The sequence below is a fragment of the Pseudoalteromonas sp. 11L1 genome, assembly GCF_055397545.1.
On the sequence record NZ_AP041141.1, the window covers coordinates 2604130 to 2628891 of the forward strand.

A 24762-nucleotide genomic window follows, 5' to 3' on the forward strand; every position below is an offset into this window, starting at 1 on the left:
TTGATTTTATCCTTAGCTTATTATTTTTTAAAATTGTTTAAATTTAATTCTCGGCTATGTGAACTTAGGCTTATACGATATTACTGAATCTTTTTACGTTTGAGCCACGCTTTAACGGGTAATATCCATTCTTTTCTCGGTGTGAAAAAAGCGCCATGTTCTTTACCCGTTGAAATAGATATTTCTGTGTAAGAACTAACCGTATTAATGCTTCTATTAACGACATCGTCACACGAACCAACAGAATCAGAGGTTTCATAGACTGAAAATAAATGACCATAAATAGCTATTTCTGCTTTTTTAGCTAATCCACTGGTACAAGCCGCTAAAATCACAACGTTAATATCGATGTTTTTTAAATGGCTCGATGTAATTGCCGAAATAAAACCGCCGCGAGAAAAGCCAACTAGCGATATATTGCTCGCAGGTATGCCATTTTTTAGTAACTTAGTTACTTGTTTAGATAGCTGTTGAGCGTAGTTAAAAGGGTGAGTCTTAGCTGGCCGATGAGTAGCAATTAAATGATAGCTTGAGTCGGCAAGTTCCTGTTTAATCGCTGGAAAGTTATATTGCCCCCAACGCTCATGAATAGGTGTGGGATCTTTACCCTCTACAATGAATCCGTGAGAATAAAAAACATAATGCTCTGATGGATTTACTTTGTCTGGGAAGCTCTCATATACTTTGCCACCATAGCTAAATGAACTAAAAAGAAAAGTAAAAATAATAAAAAGCAGCTTTTGATACATATTACACCTTTATAACTCTATAAACATTTGAAATAAAAGCCATTATTTTATGGTTTAGTAACGAGGACTAAACTAGGATCAACTCTTTGGTTGTCTTTAATTACTTCAAAGTGCAGGTGAACCCCTGTCGTTTTACCTGTATCACCAATGATACCAATAACCTGCCCTGCTTTAACCCAAGAGCCGACTTTAGCGTCACTTGATTCTAGGTGCGCATATAACGTTTGATAGCCACTTTTATGTTGAATTAATACAGTATTTCCATAGTTCGAATGCAAGGTTTTGTTACCTGAAATAACTATTACTCCATCTGCAGCAGACAGCACAGGGCTTCCTCTTTGGGCAACATAGTCTATACCTTGATGCGGTTTATATCCTCTGACTTTGCTTATGCTACGAAATGTTGAGCTGATCGTATGGCTATTTAGTGGATGTTGCCAAGTGAGCTTCCCTGTCATTGCGGGGTCTTTTAAAAATGTATGCAGACTAAAAATAACCAGTATCATTAAGAAGAACTTAAAAGTTAAAGCAAGTTTGCTTTTACTCGATGGCGAAGCAATATTTGAAAGCCTCGCTTTGTAATCATCAGCACAAAGCACAGCAGAACTAAATTGAGCGACTGGATTGTTGTTACTAAATTGAATGCTCTTTTTTAATGATTGCAGCAGTGCCTTAGCATAATCATGTTTATTGAGATTAAAGCGACATATTGTATGTCTATCACACCTATGCTCCATAGCGCGAATAAACTGCCATTCCATCTTTTTAACAAATGGGTTTATCCATAAAACGATGCTTAAGATCCTCCATAAAAGAATCGTAATATGATCTTTGTTTGTAATATGGGTTAGCTCGTGTTGAATCAAAATGCCTTGCTGATCTTTATTTAGGAATGAAAAATAATGAGGTAGCACAACATAGGCTGTTGTTATACCAATGACAAAAGGACTGTGGTTTTGCGAGGAAATGACAATCTTCACCTTACTAGTCGACAGCTCATTTATTGACTCAGAAGATCTCGTTAAGCTTTTGAGTTTCTGCCACACAAGCAATAATTTAACGAGTTTTAAGCAGGTAAAACCAAAGTAACCAACAATTAGCGCTGTTGAGATTAAATCAATTTTCTGCAAACTTACATGGGTTATACTGGCTTGCTTTACTATTTGTGCGCTTTGCAAACTAGAGCTTATATAATCGAAATCAGGGATAGGTATATTAATAGTGCCAAGAGATAAAGGAATAAAAGGTAAAAAGCTGGCTATAAGCGCAGACCACCAAATACCTGGCGAGGTATTGTCGTGCTTGGTTATATAAGATGAGCAAACATAAACAAGCCCAGAAAATATAAGCCAAGGAAAAATACTATTTACTATGAATTGAATAATGAAAGAGTCCACTACTTTTGTTTTTCATCCTTTGAAAGTTGATTTAACAATTCCTCTAATTCATCGACTTCAGCTTTATTTATTAAACGGCTATCAGCGAACATAGTGACAGGGAGTGGTTCATCTAACTCTAAGACATTGGTTGCGAATTCCTGCATATAAGATGCTAGCGTCGGTATTTTCTCAACTAATGCTTTAAAGGTTTTTTTGTTGCCAGAGGAGCCCACCTCTAAAATTCCTTTATTGCCCATTCTTTCTAAGGTTTTACGTGTAGATGAGTATGACCAGCCATACTTTGATTCTAAGTGTTCATGAATCTCTTTGGCTGTACGTGGCTGTTTTTTCCAAAGTAATTTCAGTATTTCTAACTCTGTTGAATTGGGTTTCATATAAAGACTCAAGAAGTGTGACTTGTGTCGCACTTTAACATCCTGTATGTTAAAACGCAACACCGTGACACGTGTCGCACTATGAGTTTGAAACTGGATAAAACGTTAGATGGACATCAAGTTACTGTTTGTCATACTAAAAACTTTTCAACTTTAACATTATCGATAGCAAAGGATTTAGCCAAAATGAAACCGACTACTTTTTTGACAATATGCAGTTTAATTATTTCCTCCTCGTGTTTTGTAAAATACTTAGCTTTAATTTTTATGCTCAATATAATTTGCAGCAATCTTGCACTCGCTGAAGGCCATCGTTTTGAAATTGCTAACAGTAAAGTAGTAACAATCAAATCCACAGTGCTGGGTAAGAAATACGATTTATATATCAAAGTACCCCGTAGTTATTTCTTAGTAGAGAATAAATCTAAAAAATACCCTGTACTTTACTTAAATGATGGACCTTATACTTTTAAAGTAGCTGCTGGTGTCACTCATGTTCGAGACATGGATAAAGTCATTATTGTTGGTATTTCATTTGCTCACGGAGAAGACGGTCAATTTAGTCGAGTTAGAGATTTAACACCTGTCGTTGATCAGAGCTGGATAAAATACACCACAGGTGGAGCAACTGAATACTTAGCATTTATTGAAAAAGAAATCTTTCAGTACATTGAGCGCAATTACCGAGTTAACCCTGAACAAAGAATATTGTCTGGGCAATCATTGGGGGGATCTTTTGCCGCTTGGGTATTGTTGACCAAGCCTGAGTTGTTTTCTACTTATATCTTAACCAGCCCTTCACTCTGGTTTAAGAATAATTGGATATTTGAGTTAGAAAATAAATATGCCCAGAAAAACACATCGCTGCAGGCTAATGTATTTATGGCAACTGGCGCATTAGAAACGTTAGAAAATGGCATGAAAGAAGATATGGTCGCAGGTCATGTGAAGTTTGCAAATCTATTACGCTCACGTAATTACCAAAAATTAAAGCTAGAAGAGGAAGTTGTTGAAGGAAGCGATCATTACTCGACCTTTCCTATTGGGCTATCAAAAGGATTGGTAAAATTTTACCAATTACAGAAATAATCGCTAGTACTTACCTATCAGATAAACTCCAAATTTATTAGTTGGCATTATCAGTTAGATATGAGGCGAATAAAATCTAAAAACAGTCACTTTATTTATTTGTTAAAACTGTACCAAATTCAAAATACAAGTCCGCTTTTACATATTGAATTTTTAGAATGGGTGTCAGCTTAAGCTAACGCGGTGTAAGAGATTAGCTAATAGCATAGTTATACTCCGGTCTCCGTTTTGATCCATAGCCCCGCAGGAGGGGCTGGTAATAATTTGCTAAAATGTGAAGCGAAGCAAAACTGAGTGAGCTGTTAGTATTCACATGGTTACTAGGCTCGTTAGTTTTACTTTTTGCTTGCTAGAGTTGCTGCAACGAGTTGTAATGCTTGCTCTTTAGTAAAACCCTCTTCAACCAAAGCTTCATATAAACTTTTTATATATTTTGCATTGGCTTTAATTAACTTTGGGTTATTCATTACTTTCATGGAAGTTTCTAGCTGTTTTGAAAGTTGCTTTGCCATTTGTTCGTATTGCGAATCATTATTTGCGAACGTGCTAGCTGAAAATAAAGTAGTGACTATTAAAAGACTGAAGATTATTGTTTTCATCGTGCGTTTCCTACAAAAGTGATACCTCATTATGAGGCAAAAAATGGTTGGCTAAAATAAGCGAAAAAGGAGCAAATGCCAACTATTTTTATCCTGTTTAATGATTTGATAAATAGGCTTTGCACGAAATTAGTTTTATTGAGTTAGCTGAAAAACATTTACCGGCGGTAACCAAGTATGAAAGCCAAAAACTCACTCTATTTGCCCTGGCGTAATACATACAAAAGTACGAAATTCCCGTGTCATATGCGCCTGATCACTAAATCCAAATTGGTAAGCAACATCCGCTAAGTTTGCTTTTTTGTGTGATCGTAAAAAGCTGATTGTTTTTTTAATTCTCAAAATACGCTGATAATGTTTGGGAGTCATTTCTAGCCAAAGTTTAAAAATACGCTCAATTTGCCGTTGGCTCAAATCAATACTTGCACTTAGTTGCCCCGGCGTTTCATCCTGCTCGATATACATTAGTGCTTTCTTCAGAGGGGCTGGAATTACTTTGGAAAAATCTAGGTTTTTATCTGCCCAGCGGTGCAGAGTTTCAATTCGCCTTTCAATGTCTTTTTGAATTCGGAGATCATTATAAACCCCATAAAGGTTATAAAGCTGGTCTTCCTCTGGCAATAAAAGTGTTGGCTTGTCGTAATGCTGTCCCAAAACACCATAGCAAATGGCTGGATGGAAACGAATGCCTGAGAGTTGTGCTCCAGATTGCAGAACAATATTCTCAGTCTGTTTATTTATAGCAAGCATAATGACACCTTCCGGCAGGGTTTCATTGCCAATCATCACGTCACCAACAAGGTTAAAAATAATGCCGCTGCCAGCATCAGAATACAGCGGCTTTACTATCGGAACCGGTTGCTGTACAGATGCTGACCATACTCCCTGCACAAACGCAGACAGCTGTCCCGATGGTTGAGACAACTGAAAATTAAATGCCTGTTCAAATAATTTATTACGGTTTATAGCTGCCTACCTCTGGCATAAACGTCTTAGCAATTCGATTCCAGCTATTGATAGCATTAATGGCAATGGTCAAATCCACTACAGCTTTTTCACCTAATACTTCTACCGTATTCTTATAAAACTCTTCGTCTACGGGGTTAGCTAGGGTCAAATATTCAGCCCAATCGAGCGCAGCTAGTTCTGTCTTAGAATATAAAGGCATATTACGCCATGCACTTAAGCCAATAATACGTTCATGAGTTTCCCCATGACTCAATGCGTCTTTGCTGTGCATATCAATACAAAAGGCACACTGATTCATCTGCGACACTCTTAGTTTAATCAATTCCCAGATCGGGATTGTTACTGTTTCTGAAATACTAAATTGCTTACGCAGATAGTCTTCTTGGTTCATCAGAATCTGTATTGCTTTAGGTGCTAGCTCAAAATAATTTGCACGAAAAAACATATCTCACCTCCTTAAATGTAGTTGGAGCTAAGATAGCTTTTGTATCAATATAGGTATTGAATATTTTCGACACGTATTCATTTTAAATTTAAGCTGGGGTTAGATTAGGCCTTTTAACGTCATATTAAGCGCACTAAACAGTGGTTTCAATATGTAATGGTTCAGAGCCTAACCAACTGTTTTATAAAAATTAAAATGGATTTTATATAAAATTAAGCACCTAAATAGTAGAGTCATTATTATTTATAACATCGTTTTTGAGTGCCAAAACTGCGACAAATATTAAACCTAATAGCGGTATAAATGACAATAAAAAACCAATAAAGGTTGTTGTTTTAACATTTTGGGTTTTACGTTTACCGAGATAAAAGCTTAAACCAGTTATTACGATCATTGATATAAAAATAAATTGACCGAGAATTGTTGCATTGATATTCATACGAAATTCCTTTTTGCATGTCACAGCTTTATTAGAGGACAGCTTCTCTATCTTCACGAAAAACATCCTCATTTTATGAACTTATATTAATAACAAATAGTGTAAGCTATTGCTAGTTATAAATATTATGCTTTTTGTAGATTATTTGAATATGTAGAAATGACGAAAGTGCCCTTTTAATATAACTTAGCTAATGACACCTCACTTCAATAACTATCTTTCGCTCATACCTGCCTGTTCGTTCAACACTTATTAAATGTCACTATCAAACAGGTATAAGCTACTAAAAATTATATATTAACCGAGCTGTTACACTACACCTTGTTCAATCATTGCATCGGCTACACGTCTAAATCCAGCGATGTTAGCGCCTAAAAGTAAGTTACCGGGTTGATCAAACTCTTTTGCAGTGTCGTTGGCTGTTGTGAATATATCTTTCATTATTTGTTTAAGCTTTTCATCTACTTGCTCAAATGTCCAGCTTTGCATACTGGCATTTTGTGCCATTTCTAATTGACTGGTTGCTACCCCACCGGCATTCGCTGCTTTGCCAGGGGCATAAGCTATTTTTGCTTCAATAAAGCAATCAATCGCTTCTTTGGTTGAGGGCATATTCGCCCCTTCACTGACTAAAATACAGCCATTTTCAAGTAGTGCTTTTGCATCCGCTTGGGTTAATTCGTTTTGTGTAGCACAAGGAAAAGCCGCATCCGCACTGTAACGCCATACAGCATGACCATCCTGAGGGTACTCATCGCGAGGCGTATACTTTGCCTGAGAGTGAGTATCTAGGTAGTCACTCAGGCATCCTCGTGACTGTTCTTTTAATTGCTTAATAAGTTTTAAATCAATGCCACTCTCATCGTACAAAGTGCCTTTTGAGTCACTACAGGCAATAGGCGTAGCCCCTAGTTGATATAATTTTTCCATGGCATAAATTGCCACATTGCCTGAGCCTGAAATTAAACAGCGTTTTCCTGATAAGCTGTCATCACGATCTTCAAGCATATAGTTAGCAAAATACACCGCGCCATAACCCGTTGCTTCTTTGCGAGCAAGCGATCCGCCCCAAAGTAAACTTTTACCGGTTAGTATGCCTTCATAGCGCCCTGTTAAGCGTTTGTATTGGCCAAACATATAACCAATTTCTCTCGCCCCTACGCCAATATCCCCTGCAGGTACATCGGTTGTAGGACCAATATGACGATATAACTCGGTCATAAACGATTGGCAAAAGCGCATTATCTCGCCATCAGAGCGTCCTTTAGGATCAAAATTAGCGCCTCCTTTGCCACCACCTATAGGCAAACCAGTTAGTGCATTTTTAAAAATTTGTTCAAACCCTAAAAACTTTATAATGCTGGCATTCACACTAGGATGAAAACGTAAGCCGCCTTTATATGGTCCCAACGCCGAATTAAATTCGATACGGTAGCCTTTATTGACTTGAATATTGCCCTCGTCATCAACCCAAGGCACACGAAACATTAATTGGCGCTCTGGCTCTACCATTCTTTGAATAATTGCTTGTTGTTGGTAGTGACTGGTTTGCGAAAATATAGGCTCTAGAGAGTCTAGCACTTCTTCTACAGCTTGATAAAACTCACATTGCGCAGGACTCGTCTGCTTTAATTGCGAAATAGTTTTGTGTATATAATCCATATTTACTCTTCCATGTAGGTATTTTTAAATTCGAAACAGGAAAAATGATCAACGTTATTGTTAGTAGAGAAATTGATTATGCGATCATTATTTTTACACTTTAACATCATAGATAAACTGGATGCACGTGTTTGATGTTGAATTAAATTGTTGTTTCTTTTGTATAAAAACCCATTAAAAAAGAATTTTTATGCTAAAAAACCAGTTTTAATGAATAACACGTTAAAAGTATTAAAAAAATAGTAAAACAAAATACGACGCGACGTTTTTACGAGCGCAAAAATATAAAATGCTTTATGAGACTGAAGTTGTAGAAGGGGTAAGACTGATAATAGCGAAGATTTTAGTGAGTTCGTTTAAGAGGTTTAATGGAGGTTGCTAACCAACCTCCATAAAATACATTAAGCTTTTTCGCCATCTGGGCGAAAAGTACGCTGCACACCGGTTAAAAATAAACGTAAAACTTGATCGTTACACACACGGTAATGTTTGTTTTCAACTTTACGTGAAAATGCACTAAGTTCATGCTTACTTAAATCAAAATCCACCAAGGCGAGTGTGGCAATTACGTCCTCTGCTTTCATATTTAAAGCAATACGTAATTTCATAAAAATAATATTATTGTTTAATTTAGTTTCTGGAATTGGCTGCTCACCGTCACGCTTACCGCGCTTGGTATTTATAAAGCCATTTAAAAATACCGCAAATTCGGTGTCACTTATTGGGGTGTAACCTTGCTCGCCCTCTTTAGTTAACCATGCAATCACCTGCTCTGTGCTGACGCTGTGCTCTGCAGCGGCGAACACGTCAACCATTGCTGAATCGGTTAAATCAAAGGTGTAGCGAATACGGCGTAAAATATCGTTATTTGTCAAAGTAAATCCCAGGTAAAATAAGTGCTCAGCAAACAAAAGCTGTTTAATAGCGGCGCAGTTTATCAGAGTTACACTAAGCGCCCTATTAAATACTGTGTTTAATTACCCAATACTTTTGCCGGATCAACACGTGTTGCTTGCCATGCTGGATACAGCGTCGCCAATATTGCAAGCACAAAGGTGGCAATAACAGTTAACACTATATCTTGCCAAACTAATTTACTCGGTAAGAATTCGATAAAATACACACCTTCTAGCGGATTTTCACCCAGCAATAAACTCAGCCAAGTAAAGAGCTCACTAATATTGATTGCTAGAATAACGCCAATAATAGAGCCTAAAACTACGCCAACAAATGCTTGAGTTAAGCCTTGCATTACAAAAGTAGCCAATATGGTACTGTCTTTGGCACCCATGGTTTTTAAAATGGCAATATTGCCTTCTTTTTCGCGCACTTCCATCACTAATGACGAAACAATGTTAAAACTGGCGACTGCAATAATTAAAAACACCACAATATAAACAATCGTGCGCACCATTTGAATGTCTTGATACAAGCTGCCTTGGGTTCTAAACCAACTCGATATATACACGTAATCAGTAACAGTTTGCCCTACTCTCAACGCTAGTTGGTGCGCTGCAAACACATCATCAACCCGTAAACGTAGGCCGGTTACTTGGCTTTGATCGTAACCTAAGGTTTGTTGTGCTTTGCTAAGGTGAATAAACGCGGCACTGCTATCAATAGGCCCGCCCATTTCTATAATGCCTGCGAGTGTTAACGTAACCCGTTTTGGCGCAAGTAATGATTGTCCTTTTTCACTAATTTGTGGGATCAATAAAGTGACATTGTCGCCTATTGATATATTAAGTTGAGTGACAATTTGCTTGCCTAAAATAACATCCTCAAGTGCTAGCTGACTGACTAATTTACCTTGTGTAAATTGGTTAACCGCTGATACGTCGCTCTCTAGCGAAGGCTCAACACCTCGTATTTCAACTGCTTTTAATTGGCTTTTAAATTGCGCCATACCATTTACTGCTATAAATGGGGCTGCTCCTGTTACTTGTGGTTGCTGTTTTAATTTTTCGACTTTGCTGGGCCAATCAGCAATCGGCCTGCTTGGTGCTACATATTCAACTTGTGGCACTACACTTAATAAACGATGAACCAATTGTTGTTCAAAACCATTGATCACCGATAACGCCACAATTAAAACGGCAACACCAAGTAAAATACCAATAGTAGATGCCTTAGCAATAAAACTAACAAACGCGTTTTTTTCATCTTTATGGCCTGAATAGGCTCTGAAACGTTTACTTATAAAGGCACTAAGCAACATGGCTCGACTCTTTTATCGTTAATTTACCATCATCTAAATACGCTATTTTACCCAGCTTGTCGGCAAGCTCTAAATCATGAGTCACCACCACAAAACTGGTGTTTAAACTTTTATTTAGCTGATTAATTAAATCGTAAATTTTAATCGCGTTTTGCTTATCTAAATTACCCGTTGGCTCATCTGCAAGAACCAGTGCAGGCTCAGTCACTAAAGCACGCGCTATGGCAACACGTTGGCGTTCGCCACCAGACAGTGCCGACGGTTTATGGCTACTTCTGTGCGCAAGGCCGACTTTATCGAGCATGTCGAGCGCTTTTACATTTGCTTCTTTGGCACTCAAGCCTTTTATTAACAGTGGCATAGCAACATTTTCAACCGCACTAAATTCCATTAATAAATGATGAAATTGGTAAATAAACCCTAAGTTTTGATTTCTAAACGCGGCTTGTTGGCTGCGAGAAAGTTTAGCCACATCTTGGTTTTTGATTTTTGCACTGCCAGAACTGGCGGTATCTAAGGTACCCAAAATATGCAATAAGGTACTTTTACCTGAACCTGAGCTACCTACAATAGCTAGCATTTCACCTTGGGTTAGGGCTAAATCAACCCCTTTTAATACCTCAACTTGGTTTTGCCCGTCTTGGTACACTTTACTTATTTGTTCACAACTAATTACTAAATCATTCATAACGTAATACCTCGGCTGGGTTTACTTTAGCGGCCTGGCGCGCGGGATATAAAGTCGCTAAAAAGCTCATTGCTAAGCTTAAAAGCGCAATCACACTTAAGCTAAGCGCATCAAATTTGACCGGAAGTGAAATCCCCGATAATAAATTTAAGCCAACTAACGCCAGCAGTTCATTAATATATAAGCTAAATAAAATACCTAAAGAGGCACCTACTGCCGTACCAATCACACCGTTATATAAACCTTGAACCATAAATACAGTTTGTACTTGGCTTGGCGTTAGGCCTAGTGTTTGCAGTATCGCAACTTCGCTTTGTTTTTCACTCACCATCATGGTGAGCGCCGACACAATATTGAACACCGCCACCAGCACGATTAAGCCCAATAACATAGACATAATGCGTTTCTCCATCGCCACAGCGGCAAATAAAGTGCCTTGGCTACTGCGCCAATCGGTGTATTTAAAATTCTTCAGAATAAGTTGGCTGTCTTGAATAAATTCATCAAGTGCAAATGGCTCATGCAGTGACACACTTAAATTAGGGGGTGTAGAGCTACTTTGCTTTAATACTCGTTGCAATGACACACCACTGGTAAATGCCAGTCCCATGTCAATTTCTGAACCAGTTTCATAAATAGCAGCAATTTTGAATAAACGTTGGCTAGGAACACGACCAAGGGGTGTATAAGTAGATGCATTAGGCATAATAACGCGCAGTTTGTCGCCTAAACCAACGCCGAGTTTACGGCTTAGATAACGGCTAATAGCAATGTGATAATTATTATTTAATACACTTTGCCAATTCCCCTGCACTACTTTGTCAGTGATTTTATAAAGCGAGCCATCATTATCATAGAGCCCTTGCAGCAGCACACCATGCAGGTCTTTATTTGTTTGTAGTATGGCTTCACCATGGCGGTATAAACTAACATGATCAACATACGGTGATTGCTCAAGATCAGCTTTAAGAGTATTCATTTGCGTTTTAGAGTGTTGTTTTGCCTGCACTTCAACGTGTGGAATGAGTCCGAGCATATTCATTTTCAGGCTGCTTTCAAAACCGTTCATGACACTACTTACTGTAAAGAGCGCCATTAAACCAATCGCTATACCTGCAATAGAAAAAAAAGAAATAAACGAAATAAACGCATTGCCTTTGGAAGAGCGACTATATCTAAGTCCGATAAACAGGCTAACAGGTTGAAACATATTAATTAAAACATTAATGCTAAAAGTGTGGCTTTATAGTAGCACGAACTCAGCGCAATTGAATATCACCATAAATGTAAGAAATAATTTATAAATCTTATACTTGGCTATATTATAAGCAAATCACTAAGCCAAGCTAAACTTTTAATCCTGTTACTAGATAATCAAGTAATACCCGTACATTAGTAGCAACAAATTGCCGAGGAGGATACAGCCCCCACACACCCTCTTGCTGAGGTTGATAAGCTGTTAATATTGGTACTAACTGCCCTGTTTTTGTCTCATTCTCTATGTAGTAATCCGGCAACTGAACAATACCCAACCCTTTTTTAGCGCCGTCAACCAGTGCCCAACCGCTATTGCAATGCAACCTCCCTGCTACTTTAATATGTTTGTCACGACCGTTTTCATTTACTCGCCAATAACTACTGTTACCAATTAAGCATTGATGCTGGTTAAGTTCACCTAACGTGTGGGGTTCGCCAAAACGCGCTAAATAGCTTGGTGCAGCACACATAATAAATCGCCGAGAGCTCAAGCGTCGCGCTTTTAAACTCGAATCTTTTAAATGGCCTAATCGAATGGCTAAATCAAAGCCGCCCTCCAGCAAGTTTTCTTGCTCGTTAGAGAGCGTTGCGATTACTTCTACCTCGGGGTGATCATGCATAAACGAATGCACTATCGGCATAATAAAACTTTCACCATACATAACCGGTGCGGTTAATTTAATTTTACCTTTAGGGGATGTTTGCACAGACGCGAGCCCCTGAGTGGCTTCATCCATAGCGTGTTGTAAATGTTTTACTTGGTGTAAAAACTGCTCACCTTCTTTGGTTAATACCACCTTTCGGGTCGTACGCGTTAAAAGTTGGGTATTTAACCGTTGCTCAAGCTTAGTAACATGGCGGCTAATATGGGCAACCGATAGACCCAACGCCTGTGCAGCTTGAGTAAAACTTCCCTCTTCGCCAACAGCAATAAACTCATCAATCCCTTCCCAACGCATTATTATTACCATACTGTAAAAGTGTTTTATTAATTTAGAGATTATCATTGTTATAGAAATAAATACAATAGACACATCACCCAAACAGTTTGGGTCTACAATTGATATTCAAACCACTACAAAGGATATACACATGTCTGAATTTATAAAATCAAAAGCAGCGATTGCCTGGGGCCCTAATCAGCCTTTAAGCGTTGAAGAAGTTGACGTGATGATGCCTAAAAAAGGCGAAGTGATGGTAAAAATTACTGCCACAGGTGTATGCCATACAGATGCTTTTACTTTATCAGGTGAAGATCCTGAAGGCATTTTCCCCGCTATTTTAGGCCATGAAGGTGCCGGGGTGGTTTACGCTGTGGGCGAAGGCGTTACAAGTGTAGAAGTTGGCGATCACGTTATTCCTCTATACACCGCAGAATGTGGTGAATGCAAAATGTGTACTTCAGGTAAAACCAACTTGTGCTCTGCTGTACGCGAAACACAAGGCAAAGGCTTAATGCCAGATGGCACAACGCGATTTTTCAAAGACGGCCAACCAATTTATCACTATATGGGGACGTCGACCTTTTCTGAATACACTGTACTTCCTGAAATCTCGCTAGCTAAAGTAAATAAAGAAGCCTCTTTAGAGGAAATTTGCTTATTGGGCTGCGGTGTCACTACCGGTATGGGCGCTGTAACAAATACGGCAAAAGTAACAACGGGCGATACGGTGGCAATTTTTGGTCTAGGTGGCATTGGTTTGTCGGCCATTATTGGCGCCAAAATGGCTGGTGCAAGCCGTATTATTGGTATTGATATTAACACCTCCAAGTTTGATCTTGCGACTAAACTCGGTGCTACCGACTTAATTAATCCAAAAGACTTCGACAAGCCAATTCAAGAAGTGATTGTAGAGATGACCGACGGCGGTGTTGATTACTCATTTGAATGTATTGGTAACGTTGATGTAATGCGCTCTGCCCTTGAGTGTTGTCATAAAGGCTGGGGAGAATCTGTAATTATTGGTGTAGCTGGTGCTGGCCAAGAAATTTCAACTCGCCCGTTCCAACTTGTTACTGGCCGTGTATGGCGTGGTAGCGCATTTGGAGGCGTTAAAGGTCGTTCGCAACTTCCTGAAATTGTAGAGCGTTACATGGCGGGTGAATTCGCTCTTAATGATTTTATTACCCATACCATGAGCCTTGAAGAAATTAACGATGCCTTTGATTTAATGCACGAAGGTAAGAGTATTCGTACTGTTATTCATTACTAGGGTCTGTTGACCTTTGCGGATTAAAATTTGTTCAAACTAGGGGCGGTTTAATCGCGGCGCGAGGTTTGTAACCTAGTGGGCTAAGTAAAAACCAAGCAACAAAGAGTAAATCGCCCCTAGGCAGAACCCTTCGGGCAGCGCCTGTTTGGCATTGATGCTGCGTTATCGCCTATTTATGGGGAATAACCACACCACATAGGCTCTGCCTTGCCTAAATACCAAACAGACTGCTGCAAATTTAACCTTGAAAGATCAACAGACCCTAATTTCTTTTAATCACCATTACCAGCCGTTGCTATTAAGTAACGGCTTTTAAGGATTGTTATGTTAGAAAATATCTCAACAGCAAAAGTGGCTGGTGGCTGGCATAAGCAGTATAGCCATACTTCCTCAAGCACCCATTGCAGCATGCGTTTTGCGGTATTTTTACCACCAGGCGCCAGTGAAAAAAATAAAGTACCAGTACTTTATTGGTTATCAGGATTAACCTGTACTGATGAAAACTTTATGCAAAAAGCAGGCGCGTTTAAAAAAGCGGCTGAGCTAGGCATTGCTATTGTCGCACCTGATACCAGTCCGCGTGGTGAAAACGTTCCTAACGAAGATAGCTACGATTTTGCCCAAGGTGCAGGGTTTTACGTCAATGCAACGCAGGCACCTTACAATACTCATTTTAATATGTACGACTATGTGGTGAAGGAGCTACCTGCATTAATAGAGCAACATTTTCCAGTAACAACTAAAAAAGCAATTTCTGGGCATTCTATGGGTGGCCACGGCGCATTAATGATTGCCCTTAAAAATCCTAAAGCTTATACCAGCGCTACAGCATTTAGCCCTATTGTAAACCCGATAGATTGTCCTTGGGGTGTTAAAGCCTTTACTGGCTACTTAGGTACTGATAAATCAGTCTGGGCAGAATATGATAGCTGCGAATTAATGCAACAAGCCAAACAAGCTGATTATTTACCTATGTTGGTTAGCCAAGGTGATGCAGATAACTTTTTAGATGAGCAACTTAAGCCACAAAAGTTAGTAACTGTAGCTACACAGAAAGGCTATCCGTTAACACTCGAAATGCAAGCTGGTTACGACCATAGTTACTATTTCATTAGTAGTTTTATAGACCAACACTTATTATTTCATCATCAGTTTTTAACTGCTTAGATTCATTACTGTGTAGAGTAGATTTATCTACTTCTACACATTCTTTTAAGACCTTAGTAACCTGCCTACATTTTCTAATCACACCGTCATCTCCTTTTACTAAACTAAATACTGCAGAGTCTATTTTTAAACCTAGCTCTGCAAAAGAAAATCCGTCCTTATCAACGGGAACTGGCTCAAATGGATTTTCATAAGGAGTAGACCGAGCTGGATTTTTCATCCGCTGATTTTCTTGTGCATTTGAGGCTGCTTGTCCATCCAACATAACGCCAAAAAATGTACAGCCATTAAGCATCAGCAGTAGTGATAAAAAAAATATTTTTTTCATGTTTAACCCTTTAGTAGCTTCAACTTTAACTATTTAGTTAATAGAGTAACTCCATTAAAAAAGTAAAACTGTAAAAATCTGTTAGTAAGTGAAAATTGTTTACAACATAATTTATACTAAAGTATTTTATTATCACTCTCGCAAAGTGATATAATATAACATATAATTAAACTCGTTTTTTCATCCATACCAAAGCATATTTATGTCATTCCCTTTATCTCAAAATCGTTTACACCATATAGACTTACTCCGAGGTCTTATCATTATATTTATGGTGATTGATCACGGCATGTATTATTGTCTAAATTATTCAGTGACCGATCCCATGACCATACCAGGAACAGATGCGCTTACTTTTTTCACTCGTTTTATATCGCACTTTTGTGCGCCATTATTTGTATTTTTAGCGGGCCTTTCAGCTGCGATAACCGAGCATAAATACACTTCCACGCAAGCTTTTTCAAAAAGTTTAATTATACGTGGACTAGTGCTTATATTATTTGAATTTACTATTGTGTCATGGTCTTGGAGCTTTAATCCACTGTTTCCAATGTTATACGCTCAGGTTATTTGGGCGATAGGTTGGGGATTTATTATTCTAGGGCTTTTACGCTTAATCGGTCTGTATGCAATTTTTGCCATGGGCTTAATTCTAGTATTTGGCCACAACTTATTTGATGCCGTCAACTTTGAGCCAAATACAATCGCAAATACGATATGGTCTGTTTTACATCAGAAAAATGTACTCGAACTTCCTTTTAACTTTAAAATTAGAACCACCTACCCCGTAGCTCCTATTGTTGGGTTAATGGCGTTAGCCTATTGTGCAGGTGTTTATTACAAAGCCAAGCAATACAGTAACCGAGTTATGGATTATGGCTTAATTTTGGGTGTAAGCTGCCTAGTTTTATATACGCTTTTGCGTGGCTTTAATCTTTATGGTGACGCGTCAATATTTACGATTAGTGACTCTTATTTACTCACTATAATGTCATTTTTAAACCCGACCAAATACCCACTTTCCCTGCAGTTTATGTTGTTAACCGTTGGTATAGGCCTAATTATGCTTAAACTATTGAGTAAGCTAAAAAGTGATTTTTCGCCAAAGTTTTTACAAGTATTGGGTAAAACCAGTATGTTCTCGTACTTAGCCCACTTGTATTTACTGCATGCAATAAGTTGGTTACTTCTCCCTGTTTTAGGCTTTAGTTTTTCTGATATGACTTATGGCGAAACACTGGTGGGTTTACCAATTGGATACGGTATGAGCTATGTTGCAACACTGCTATTTATTGCAGTCGTAATTGGCTTAACGGCCGTTCTTGCCAATTATTATTTAGCATGGAAGCAAAAAAATAAACACAGTTTAATTGCTAAGTATATTTGAACAAACATTAAAAAAGGCGCTATAAAAGCGCCTTGCTAACAAGTATGTGTGCTTAGAACATATCTTGATAGGAATTTGTTGTACTAAATGTAATTGCTTTTTCAAAGCCTGGCAGTGTAATGCTGTGCTCATCTAAAACAATCTCATTTTCATCAATTAAACCATCACCAAAACGGTAAATTAGCGAGTATTGACCTAAATCGGCTTGCGTTTGGTAAGTATGCTGTGCATCTTTTACTTGGCTATGTTTTTCAACATAGCTGTTCATCAGTGCATCACCATGGCGTTTAGCAAGCATCTGCATGGTTACTTTTGCGCTCAGCACAGTCGCTGTTGCATTATTTCCACCAAAGCCTTTTGAGTTAATAAACGCAATATCCATATCACCACACTCATAGTGGCTATTACGAATATCTAAATGTTCGCTGTAAACATCGTCGGCTACTTTATCAATGGTGGTAATACCTGGCATAATATTATGACTAAATACACCTAACGCAATGGCAAGCTGATCGCCACTAGCAGGCGCAATAGTATGGCCTACATAGGCTTTAGGCGCAGTCACTTTCCAGTTATCAATAGCAAATGTTTGCGCTACTTTATGATAAATTAAAGATTCAGTAACACGATTTTGTGGCGTACTTGAGCCGTGCGCTAAAATAAAGCTACGTTGTTGCAGTGCCTCTTTACCTAACAAGCTAGTAGCAAGTGCTGCTGATTTCGCCATGGTGATGTAGTTGCCAGGCCCAGGTGAGGTAATTGACTTTTTAACTCCATCGGCATTCACAAATACATCCGGCACACTGCCCATAATATCTGCACCGAGTTCCAGAGCCAATGCATCATCCATTAATATAGCAACCTGAGCCCCCTCACCTAAGGTAAAACCGCAGTTCTCACCAAATGGACGACTACTTTTACGATAATCAGGCTCGTCATCATTGGCTAAATTATCTAAACGGCGCAAACCTTCAATATTAGCCAGCGCACTCATATTACCAAAACCTTCAACCACTTCTGGAGTAATCGCACATTCAACACTGGCAACCACTGCAACACGGGTCCGCCCAGCTTGAATATCGTTAACGGCAGCGCGCAAGTTATATAAAAATGTGGCACATGCGCCTGAAGTTGAAAAAGTTGTCCCTACATTGCCGGTAACATAAGCGTTGATAAAATCGGTCGTCATTGTATTTAAACCCAGCGCTAATTGCTTAGTACTAACACGATCGCCCTGCTGGCGTGCTTTAACTAAACCACCTAAGCCTTTATCATCCATTTGACCAATAACCGAGGCTGAGTAGGTGCCAATTTTGTCAGGTTCTACGCTATTCATAATATGTTGCCAATCAAGTCCTGTTGATTTTATTGCATCGGTGGCAGCAAATATGGTCGCTTGTAAACCTCGCGGCTGGTAGCGGCTGTTATACATAATGGCAGGATCAAACCCGGTTGGAAATTGCCCAGCCGACTTAATCGGATTATCACGGGTTGAGTCATGTTTTACGTCAAGCTCAGCAGCAATCGTGACTTTTACTTTTTTGTTATCAAGGTCATCTATTTGCCAATTGCTTGGTAAAGGCGATGGTAAGTCACGACGACGTGTTTCAAACACAATTGCACTATCATCTGAAGCCGTTAACGTCATTTTTTGCTGCCAAGGTGTAGCATCAACATCAAAATGTTCTTTTTCAATTTTTCGAATTAATGTACCAGCAATAATTTGCTCACCAAAGCGTGCTTCAATGTCGCTTTGCTCAACATGATTACCTTGGCTGTCTTCAAGTTGGCCGTTTACTGTAGTCACCAAGTTCATTAATGTGGCAAGGCCTAAAAACGTTTCTTGGCGAGCTTGCGCCGCTAAGCTATCTAACACGATACGACGATAACCTTGATGAAAAGAAGTACGGCCAGCGGCATTAATGCCTCCCATGCCTACAATAACGGGTAATGCAGTCATAATTTACCTTTAAAATGCGTGTTATAAGAATATGACATTAGTTTAATTGGATTATAGAGATATCTTTGTGCTTTAATAGCCAAATAAGCGGCACAAAAGGCCAAAAACAACTGGTCGGAGCATTCACAATGAGCAACAACCCATTAACTCCCCCCATAAATATTGGTATTGCAGTGTTTGAACACTTGCTGGTAACCAGTCTGACACTACCGATTGAAATGCTACGTGCGGGTGAGGCTTTTGCTAAAGGCCATAGTGATAAAAACAGCTTTAAACCTCTGGCTATTCATTTAGTGGCTAAAAATAGTGATGCCATTAAGACGCGAACTGGACTGTCAATTATTCCAGATTGTACAAGTGAAAACTCTCCTTATTGCGATTTAGTGATAGTGCCAGGCATTTGGCGTAACCCTCGCCCTGTGATACGCGCTAATCAACAATTAGTCACTTGGCTGATCGAGAGCTTTACCGTAGGAAGTCATATAATTGGAGTAGGCACAGGTAATTGCTTTGTTGCAGAGGCTAGTTTACTTGACGGGCACCCCGCTACTACCCATTGGCATTATGCTAAGCAGTTTAAGCATGACTACCCGAATGTAAATTTAAAACCGGATTTTTTTATTACCCAGTCAGAGCGTATGTATACCGTAGCCAGTTTAAATGCACTTGCTGATGTTATCGTGCATATTATTAGTCAATATTATGGTAAAGAAGCAGCGCAACATGTAGAGCGCAATTTTTCCCATGAAATTCGTAAACCCTATGAAGATCAACGTTACTTAGAGGGTGCGGTAGATAGGCACCCAGATGAGCTGATTGCACAAATGCAATTTTGGTTAAAAACAAATTTAGCTAGTGAGCTCAACTTACAGGAGGTTGCGGCTCAATTTAATCTAAGTTATCGCACCTTTACCCGTCGCTTTAGAAGTGCCACTAACCAAAGTCCAATCGAGTATTGGCAACAGCTACGAGTAGAAGGTGCTAAAGACTTATTGGCCTCAACTAACTTATCAATTCAAGAGGTTGCATTGGAGGTTGGCTACAATGACCAAGGGCATTTAACCCGAGTATTTAAAAAAGTATTACGCCAAACACCCAGCGAATACCGTAAAGTAGTCAGGCGAAAATTATTTGGTTAAGTTTTGACTATACCATGCTCACGTTTGATGGTTAGCAAAGATGGATATAGCCTTGATTAGATCTTTTTATATATATAAATTATAGTATTACTCACTAAGCTAATTTGAATTCAAATAGAGAAATAGCCGATGGATAAATCTAGCAAGCTGCTTGTCGATCAACACAATAACGTATCCATTGAAGCTAAGCTAGCTAACTTACTTGCGTTAGTTCGTAAACATTTAGATATGGATGTTGCTTTTATATCTGAATTTATTAACGATGAGCGGGTTTTTAAAGTGGTCGATAATCCCTCTGAAAACCAAATTGTTAAAGTGGGTACTGCCGATCCGATTGATGAAACGTATTGTCAAAAAATCACCGATGACAAGCTTAGCCCTATTATTACTAATACCAACGCAAACCCAATAACCAAGGCTATGCCAGTGACCAAAAAGTTAGGTATAGGCTCTTATATAGGTGTACCTATCAACCTGTCAAACGGTAAATTATACGGTACTTTTTGTTGTTATAAATCACACCATGATGAGAGCTTGAACGATCGCGATTTATCGTTTTTAAATCTTATTTCGGAAATAGCGACAGGCTTAATTGAAATAAATTTATCCAAACGTGTATCGCGCAATCACACTAAATCAGTTATTCAGCAAATTATTACCGATAATGATATAAATATTTACTATCAACCTATTTTCAGTTTAAAAAATAATAAAGTTGCGGGTTTTGAATCACTTGCTCGATTTTTTACTACACCTTATAAAACTCCTGATGTATGGTTTAAAGAAGCAAAAAAGGTTGGCTTAAATGAAGCTTTAGAAATGCTAGCCATTAAAAATGCAGTCACCAACATAGCCAAATTTAATAATTCAAATTACATTGCTATTAATTGCTCACCATCGCATATCCTAAGCGGTGCACTTGAAAATACATTACAAAACATTGACTGCACTAGGCTAGTATTAGAAATTACTGAGCATTCACCAATTTCCGACTACGAAAAAATGCGGACAGCACTTACCCCACTCAGAAAAAGAGGGCTTCGCTTAGCTATTGATGATGTAGGCGCAGGCTTTTCATCATTTCAGCACATACTAGAGCTTGAAGCCGATATTATTAAATTAGATATTAGCCTCACACAAAATATAAACACTGACAAACGTAAATTTTTGCTGGCAAAAGCGCTGTGTGGGTTTGCAAAAGCAATCGACTGCACTATTGTTGCCGAAGGAATTGAAACCGAACAGGAGTTCAACTCGTTAAGAAAGCTCAATGTAGACAGTGTACAAGGCTATTTTATTGGCCGGCCCGCACCAATTAACGATGCACTTAGCGCAATAAACGCAACATTGTCCGCATGAAAAACGCCACTATTTAGTGGCGTTCGCTATCTATACTGTCTTTTCGATAATAACGTTTGTGATAACTTTTTACTTTAGCATGTACACCTTTGCTGAGGCTTTTAAACTTAGCTTCGAGTACATCAACACCATATAAAATACCAACCACCAATACAGAAAGCTTAATTGCTGCACCTAAGTTTTCGGTTGCGATCATCACCCCAATAGACGCAAGCACCCAAATAGTAGCCGCGGAGGTAACCCCTACCACGGCACCATCCTTTGCCAGCATAACGCCTGCGCCTAAAAACCCAATACCCGTGATTATTTGCCCCACTACACGAGAATGATCAATCACATCCCCTTGTAAATTAAACGCCGTAGATAAAAACAAATATGTGCCTAACGTTATTAATGCTGATGTGCGAATACCCACAGGTTTACCGCGCAATTGACGCTCTATACCAATAATAGCGCCACAAAAAGCGGCGGTGCCAATAGCTGCCCATGAGTATGGCGCTACATCGATAAAATCTAAAAATGTCACTTAATATCCTAATCTATTTTACTTTTCCAATAGCAACTGCCGTTCTGAGCCTTTGGCTACCAAATGCCGACATTTTGCTAAAGTCGCTGCGTGCAATTGGTACATACTGACAATCAATTGCTAGCTGATTGTTATTGTCAGGCTCGCAAAATGGGTCATGTACGTAAACACAATGTGCATCTAAATGGGTGACACACACCCAGTGCGGTGATTTTTTACCATCAAACCGATACGTACTAATTAACAGCAACACACTAAACCCCTGACTCAACCAGTTTTCTATGTCAGTTAATTCAACATCTTTTTGTGTAACTGAAATATTTGCCGCTGCAATACCCTCAACAAACTGTTGATGAACCGTGGCCAATACTGATTTTTTGTTATCACTGCGAACCCCATCTAAAAATAATGGTTCAGATGTATTAACAATTACCTCACTTGTAAAACCGCGTTTATTTGCAGCCAGTGCCAAGCCAAACGGGTGACACCCACCATGTCCAGAGGTCATAAAAATAGTGGTGCCTTCACGCCACAAAGCTAATTCATGTGACTGACTCAGCTCTGTGTTTGAGTCAAGAGCAGCCATTGCCATTAATAACGCAGCAGGTCCACAGGTAAACTCGGTAGTTTGTTGATACCATGGCGTTAAACGATCAACCTGCAATTCACTGGTTTGGCGAATATTTTTTTGCATCCGTAAGGCATCACTGTGATCGTCATAATAATCACTGTATTGACCAAATACGCGATACCCCACACTTTTATAAAGCCCAATTGCGCTGTCGTTATTTACTGCAACCTCTAGGCGCAAATAAATACGTCCACGATCACTGGTCGCTTTTTCAAGCTCATTGAGTAATTTTTTAGCTATGCCTTTACCTTGCATCGTTGGTAATACGGCCAGCGAGTACAAACGTGCTAAACGCGTGCCTTTATGGCACCACACTAAGCCATAGCCACATAATTGCGCATTTTGCTCAGCAACTAATAAAATCCCATGTTTAGCCCCAAGCCAGCGCTTTAAACTACGCGCACTTAGCTTATCGTTACTAAAGCAAGTATTTTCAAGCGCCACCAATGCTTTTAAGTCAGCGGTTATTGCAGGGCGAATAACTAGCTTGGTCGCCTCTGCCACTATTACTTTTTCAACCAGAGCAATAGGCATTAGCCGCGGCCTCGTGCTTCTAAACGCTGTTTAAACTCATCCATAATGATCATGTATAGCTCGTCACCTAAATAGCCGTCTTCTACTTTGTGATCAATACTTGGATTGTCATTTACTTCCAATACATACGCACGACCTTGGTGCTCTTTAACATCTACACCGTATAACCCTTTACCGACTGTTTTACAGGCCTTTAAAGCTGCATCCAATACTACTTTTGGTAACTCAAAGGTTGGTAACGTTTCAAAGCCACCGGAAAAAAAACGTTTTGCATCATGGTTGTATATTTGCCAATGATTACGCGCCATTAAATAACGACATGCATAAATGGCGCGGCCATTTAATACACCTACTCGCCAATCGTATTCGGTGTACATGTATTCTTGTGCAAGTACCAATGCGCTATATTCAAACAGCTCGGTTAATTTAGCTTCAAGCTCACCGCGGTTTGCAACTTTAAACACCCCTTTTGAGAACGACCCTTCAGGCATTTTTAAAACCAGCGGATAGGTAAAAGCCTCTTCTAATTGCTCAAGCATTTGCACTGATTGATCAGCCACTACCACCGTTTTTAAACTTGGCACCTTTTGGTAATTAAACGCATCGTGTAAATACACTTTATTACAACAACGTAAAATAGATTCAGCATCGTCAATGACCACTAAGCCGAGACTTTGCGCTTTACTTGCAAGGCGGTAGGTTGGATGGTCAATTGCTGTAGTTTGGCGAATAAATAACGCATCAAACTGGGCAATATTGTCTATTTCATCAAAGCTGAGTGCTTTTGCGTTAATACCATGTTTCGCTGCTGCTTTTATAAAACGGGCTATTGCATCTCTATCACTTGGCGGTACTTTTTCGTTATGATCAACCAATATCGCCATATCCCAACGAAAACGGCGCTCTACTTTACCAATACGCCATTGCGTTTGGGTAAACTCATTGAGCCTTTCAATAAACGCAGTATATTGCTGCTCACTTAATGAGGTTAAAGAGCCTTGTTGCAATAAACCTTGCTGATCGACAAATAAAATAGGCGCTGGGTATTGTTTAAATACCGATTTAGCCGCTTTACTTTGCAATTTATTTAGAGCATTACCAAAATAAACTGCGCCATCAATTTGCCCAGTATTTAAAGTAGGTGCTTGGCCGCTTCTAAGCGCGTTTATTGTTTTAACGCTTGGTAATACTTGGTGTTTGCGGGCTTCTGCAAGCAATGAACAATAATAACCCTTACTCAAGTATTGGCTTGAGTCGCATAAATTAATAATGCGGGTTTTAGGTTCGTTGCGTTTTGGGTAGTCACGTAAGTAGGTGTTAAACGTAATGACATTTTCAAATGAAAGAGCAAGTGCTTGCTCGTTGTTATCAACCACTATTAAGGTTTTAAACACGACTTTTCCTAGTTAAGTCAAAATATAAAAATCCCTGGCTAGTTAGCTCAGGTAGTTAAACAGCAAATAGAAACACCTATCGCACTAAGTGCAGCAAATAGCAAATCACTTAATACGATAGGTGCTTTAACGAATATCTACTATAAACGTTAGCGCTTAAATTGCTTAAGCGACATGTGATTTATAAGCCCTTTTTTACATACACACAAACGAGATATTTTTAGCGTGAAGATA

24 protein-coding genes are annotated in these 24762 nt (G+C 39.0%); 6 read left to right on the forward strand and 18 right to left on the reverse strand.

The window, feature by feature from the left end:
• Positions 1–80: 80 nt before the first annotated feature.
• Genes ACZ5WS_RS12235 through ACZ5WS_RS12245 form a run of 3 tightly spaced genes read right to left on the reverse strand, consistent with a single transcriptional unit; the run spans position 81 to position 2523 of the window.
• Positions 81–749 (reverse strand): alpha/beta hydrolase, encoded by a 669-nt coding sequence (locus ACZ5WS_RS12235; RefSeq protein ID WP_464708756.1) that lies wholly within the window; start codon positions 747–749, stop codon positions 81–83.
• Between the two features lie 47 nt (positions 750–796).
• Positions 797–2146 carry a peptidoglycan DD-metalloendopeptidase family protein gene (locus ACZ5WS_RS12240; RefSeq protein ID WP_464708757.1) on the reverse strand — a complete coding sequence of 450 codons (1350 nt, stop codon included), beginning with the start codon at positions 2144–2146 and terminating at the stop codon, positions 797–799.
• Positions 2146–2523, reverse strand: a complete 378-nt coding sequence (locus ACZ5WS_RS12245) for a BlaI/MecI/CopY family transcriptional regulator (protein WP_178956015.1) — start codon at positions 2521–2523, stop codon at positions 2146–2148. Before ACZ5WS_RS12245 ends, ACZ5WS_RS12240 begins: the two co-directional genes overlap by 1 nt.
• Before the next feature lie 81 nt (positions 2524–2604).
• On the opposite strand from ACZ5WS_RS12245, the gene ACZ5WS_RS12250 reads away from it, so the two are divergent.
• The gene (locus tag ACZ5WS_RS12250; protein ID WP_464708758.1) at positions 2605–3612 is read left to right on the forward strand and encodes an alpha/beta hydrolase; all 1008 of its coding nucleotides are present in this window, start codon (positions 2605–2607) and stop codon (positions 3610–3612) included.
• 335 nt (positions 3613–3947) lie between these two features.
• On the opposite strand, the gene ACZ5WS_RS12255 is transcribed toward ACZ5WS_RS12250, so the two are convergent.
• The 10 genes from ACZ5WS_RS12255 to ACZ5WS_RS12300 all read right to left on the reverse strand — a co-directional run bounded on the left by ACZ5WS_RS12255 (position 3948) and on the right by ACZ5WS_RS12300 (position 12851).
• A complete protein-coding gene (locus ACZ5WS_RS12255) occupies positions 3948–4211 on the reverse strand; it encodes a hypothetical protein (protein ID WP_178956014.1) in 264 nt (87 codons plus the stop codon).
• A gap of 192 nt (positions 4212–4403) precedes the next feature.
• The gene (locus ACZ5WS_RS12260; RefSeq protein ID WP_464708759.1) at positions 4404–5135 is read right to left on the reverse strand and encodes a helix-turn-helix domain-containing protein; all 732 of its coding nucleotides are present in this window, start codon (positions 5133–5135) and stop codon (positions 4404–4406) included.
• Positions 5136–5166: 31 nt separating this feature from the next.
• Positions 5167–5625, reverse strand: coding sequence for a carboxymuconolactone decarboxylase family protein (locus ACZ5WS_RS12265; RefSeq protein WP_178956012.1), 459 nt, complete (start codon positions 5623–5625; stop codon positions 5167–5169).
• Positions 5626–5845: 220 nt separating this feature from the next.
• Positions 5846–6064 carry a hypothetical protein gene (locus ACZ5WS_RS12270; RefSeq protein WP_138608544.1) on the reverse strand — a complete coding sequence of 73 codons (219 nt, stop codon included), beginning with the start codon at positions 6062–6064 and terminating at the stop codon, positions 5846–5848.
• Positions 6065–6373: 309 nt separating this feature from the next.
• Positions 6374–7726 (reverse strand): NADP-specific glutamate dehydrogenase, encoded by a 1353-nt coding sequence (gene gdhA, locus ACZ5WS_RS12275; RefSeq protein ID WP_178956008.1) that lies wholly within the window; start codon positions 7724–7726, stop codon positions 6374–6376.
• 401 nt (positions 7727–8127) lie between these two features.
• Entirely contained in the window at positions 8128–8601 is a 474-nt protein-coding gene (locus ACZ5WS_RS12280) for a YehS family protein (RefSeq protein ID WP_178956006.1), read from the reverse strand.
• 98 nt (positions 8602–8699) lie between these two features.
• Positions 8700–9944, reverse strand: coding sequence for a lipoprotein-releasing ABC transporter permease subunit (locus ACZ5WS_RS12285; protein WP_464708760.1), 1245 nt, complete (start codon positions 9942–9944; stop codon positions 8700–8702).
• Positions 9934–10632: a lipoprotein-releasing ABC transporter ATP-binding protein LolD gene (gene lolD, locus ACZ5WS_RS12290; protein WP_464708761.1), complete on the reverse strand. Its 699-nt coding sequence runs from the start codon at positions 10630–10632 to the stop codon at positions 9934–9936. Before lolD ends, ACZ5WS_RS12285 begins: the two co-directional genes overlap by 11 nt.
• Entirely contained in the window at positions 10625–11842 is a 1218-nt protein-coding gene (locus ACZ5WS_RS12295; protein ID WP_464708762.1) for a lipoprotein-releasing ABC transporter permease subunit, read from the reverse strand. Before ACZ5WS_RS12295 ends, lolD begins: the two co-directional genes overlap by 8 nt.
• A gap of 136 nt (positions 11843–11978) precedes the next feature.
• The gene (locus tag ACZ5WS_RS12300; RefSeq protein ID WP_171039641.1) at positions 11979–12851 is read right to left on the reverse strand and encodes a LysR family transcriptional regulator; all 873 of its coding nucleotides are present in this window, start codon (positions 12849–12851) and stop codon (positions 11979–11981) included.
• A 130-nt stretch (positions 12852–12981) separates the two neighbouring features.
• On the opposite strand from ACZ5WS_RS12300, the gene ACZ5WS_RS12305 reads away from it, so the two are divergent.
• Both ACZ5WS_RS12305 and fghA read left to right on the forward strand, forming a co-directional pair.
• The gene (locus tag ACZ5WS_RS12305) at positions 12982–14103 is read left to right on the forward strand and encodes an S-(hydroxymethyl)glutathione dehydrogenase/class III alcohol dehydrogenase (protein ID WP_138608554.1); all 1122 of its coding nucleotides are present in this window, start codon (positions 12982–12984) and stop codon (positions 14101–14103) included.
• Between the two features lie 324 nt (positions 14104–14427).
• Positions 14428–15270, forward strand: a complete 843-nt coding sequence (gene fghA / locus ACZ5WS_RS12310; RefSeq protein WP_054200850.1) for an S-formylglutathione hydrolase — start codon at positions 14428–14430, stop codon at positions 15268–15270.
• On the opposite strand, the gene ACZ5WS_RS12315 is transcribed toward fghA, so the two are convergent.
• Entirely contained in the window at positions 15224–15598 is a 375-nt protein-coding gene (locus tag ACZ5WS_RS12315; protein ID WP_010389876.1) for a hypothetical protein, read from the reverse strand. The genes fghA and ACZ5WS_RS12315 overlap by 47 nt on opposite strands.
• A 202-nt stretch (positions 15599–15800) precedes the next feature.
• On the opposite strand from ACZ5WS_RS12315, the gene ACZ5WS_RS12320 reads away from it, so the two are divergent.
• Positions 15801–16985 carry an acetyltransferase domain-containing protein gene (locus ACZ5WS_RS12320; protein ID WP_464708763.1) on the forward strand — a complete coding sequence of 395 codons (1185 nt, stop codon included), beginning with the start codon at positions 15801–15803 and terminating at the stop codon, positions 16983–16985.
• Between the two features lie 52 nt (positions 16986–17037).
• On the opposite strand, the gene ACZ5WS_RS12325 is transcribed toward ACZ5WS_RS12320, so the two are convergent.
• On the reverse strand, positions 17038–18945 hold the full coding sequence (locus ACZ5WS_RS12325; protein ID WP_290169802.1) for a beta-ketoacyl synthase: 1908 nt from the start codon (positions 18943–18945) through the stop codon (positions 17038–17040).
• A 128-nt stretch (positions 18946–19073) separates the two neighbouring features.
• Between ACZ5WS_RS12325 and ACZ5WS_RS12330 the strand changes: the two genes are divergently transcribed.
• Both ACZ5WS_RS12330 and ACZ5WS_RS12335 read left to right on the forward strand, forming a co-directional pair.
• Positions 19074–20084, forward strand: coding sequence for a GlxA family transcriptional regulator (locus ACZ5WS_RS12330; protein WP_464708764.1), 1011 nt, complete (start codon positions 19074–19076; stop codon positions 20082–20084).
• Between the two features lie 129 nt (positions 20085–20213).
• A complete protein-coding gene (locus ACZ5WS_RS12335) occupies positions 20214–21443 on the forward strand; it encodes a sensor domain-containing phosphodiesterase (RefSeq protein ID WP_464708765.1) in 1230 nt (409 codons plus the stop codon).
• Between the two features lie 13 nt (positions 21444–21456).
• Here ACZ5WS_RS12335 and ACZ5WS_RS12340 read toward each other — a convergent pair whose 3' ends face one another.
• The 3 genes from ACZ5WS_RS12340 to ACZ5WS_RS12350 are packed head-to-tail and all read right to left on the reverse strand — an operon-like array spanning position 21457 to position 24528.
• A complete protein-coding gene (locus tag ACZ5WS_RS12340) occupies positions 21457–21969 on the reverse strand; it encodes an MgtC/SapB family protein (protein ID WP_198523105.1) in 513 nt (170 codons plus the stop codon).
• 13 nt (positions 21970–21982) lie between these two features.
• Entirely contained in the window at positions 21983–23134 is a 1152-nt protein-coding gene (locus tag ACZ5WS_RS12345; protein ID WP_464708766.1) for a peptidase C39 family protein, read from the reverse strand.
• The gene (locus tag ACZ5WS_RS12350; RefSeq protein ID WP_464708768.1) at positions 23134–24528 is read right to left on the reverse strand and encodes a RimK family protein; all 1395 of its coding nucleotides are present in this window, start codon (positions 24526–24528) and stop codon (positions 23134–23136) included. The genes ACZ5WS_RS12345 and ACZ5WS_RS12350 overlap by 1 nt, the downstream gene beginning before the upstream one ends.
• Positions 24529–24762: the final 234 nt, after the last annotated feature.

Coding starts and splice junctions, on each gene's coding strand:
- ACZ5WS_RS12235 (WP_464708756.1), bottom strand. CDS start 749: ATGTATCAAAAGCTGCTTTTTATTATTTTTACTTTTCTTTTTAGTTCA.
- ACZ5WS_RS12245 (WP_178956015.1), bottom strand. CDS start 2,523: ATGAAACCCAATTCAACAGAGTTAGAAATACTGAAATTACTTTGGAAA.
- ACZ5WS_RS12250 (WP_464708758.1), top strand. CDS start 2,605: ATGAGTTTGAAACTGGATAAAACGTTAGATGGACATCAAGTTACTGTT.
- ACZ5WS_RS12255 (WP_178956014.1), bottom strand. CDS start 4,211: ATGAAAACAATAATCTTCAGTCTTTTAATAGTCACTACTTTATTTTCA.
- ACZ5WS_RS12265 (WP_178956012.1), bottom strand. CDS start 5,625: ATGTTTTTTCGTGCAAATTATTTTGAGCTAGCACCTAAAGCAATACAG.
- ACZ5WS_RS12270 (WP_138608544.1), bottom strand. CDS start 6,064: ATGAATATCAATGCAACAATTCTCGGTCAATTTATTTTTATATCAATG.
- gdhA (WP_178956008.1), bottom strand. CDS start 7,726: ATGGATTATATACACAAAACTATTTCGCAATTAAAGCAGACGAGTCCT.
- ACZ5WS_RS12285 (WP_464708760.1), bottom strand. CDS start 9,944: ATGTTGCTTAGTGCCTTTATAAGTAAACGTTTCAGAGCCTATTCAGGC.
- lolD (WP_464708761.1), bottom strand. CDS start 10,632: ATGAATGATTTAGTAATTAGTTGTGAACAAATAAGTAAAGTGTACCAA.
- ACZ5WS_RS12295 (WP_464708762.1), bottom strand. CDS start 11,842: ATGTTTCAACCTGTTAGCCTGTTTATCGGACTTAGATATAGTCGCTCT.
- ACZ5WS_RS12305 (WP_138608554.1), top strand. CDS start 12,982: ATGTCTGAATTTATAAAATCAAAAGCAGCGATTGCCTGGGGCCCTAAT.
- fghA (WP_054200850.1), top strand. CDS start 14,428: ATGTTAGAAAATATCTCAACAGCAAAAGTGGCTGGTGGCTGGCATAAG.
- ACZ5WS_RS12315 (WP_010389876.1), bottom strand. CDS start 15,598: ATGAAAAAAATATTTTTTTTATCACTACTGCTGATGCTTAATGGCTGT.
- ACZ5WS_RS12320 (WP_464708763.1), top strand. CDS start 15,801: ATGTCATTCCCTTTATCTCAAAATCGTTTACACCATATAGACTTACTC.
- ACZ5WS_RS12325 (WP_290169802.1), bottom strand. CDS start 18,945: ATGACTGCATTACCCGTTATTGTAGGCATGGGAGGCATTAATGCCGCT.
- ACZ5WS_RS12330 (WP_464708764.1), top strand. CDS start 19,074: ATGAGCAACAACCCATTAACTCCCCCCATAAATATTGGTATTGCAGTG.
- ACZ5WS_RS12335 (WP_464708765.1), top strand. CDS start 20,214: ATGGATAAATCTAGCAAGCTGCTTGTCGATCAACACAATAACGTATCC.
- ACZ5WS_RS12345 (WP_464708766.1), bottom strand. CDS start 23,134: ATGCCTATTGCTCTGGTTGAAAAAGTAATAGTGGCAGAGGCGACCAAG.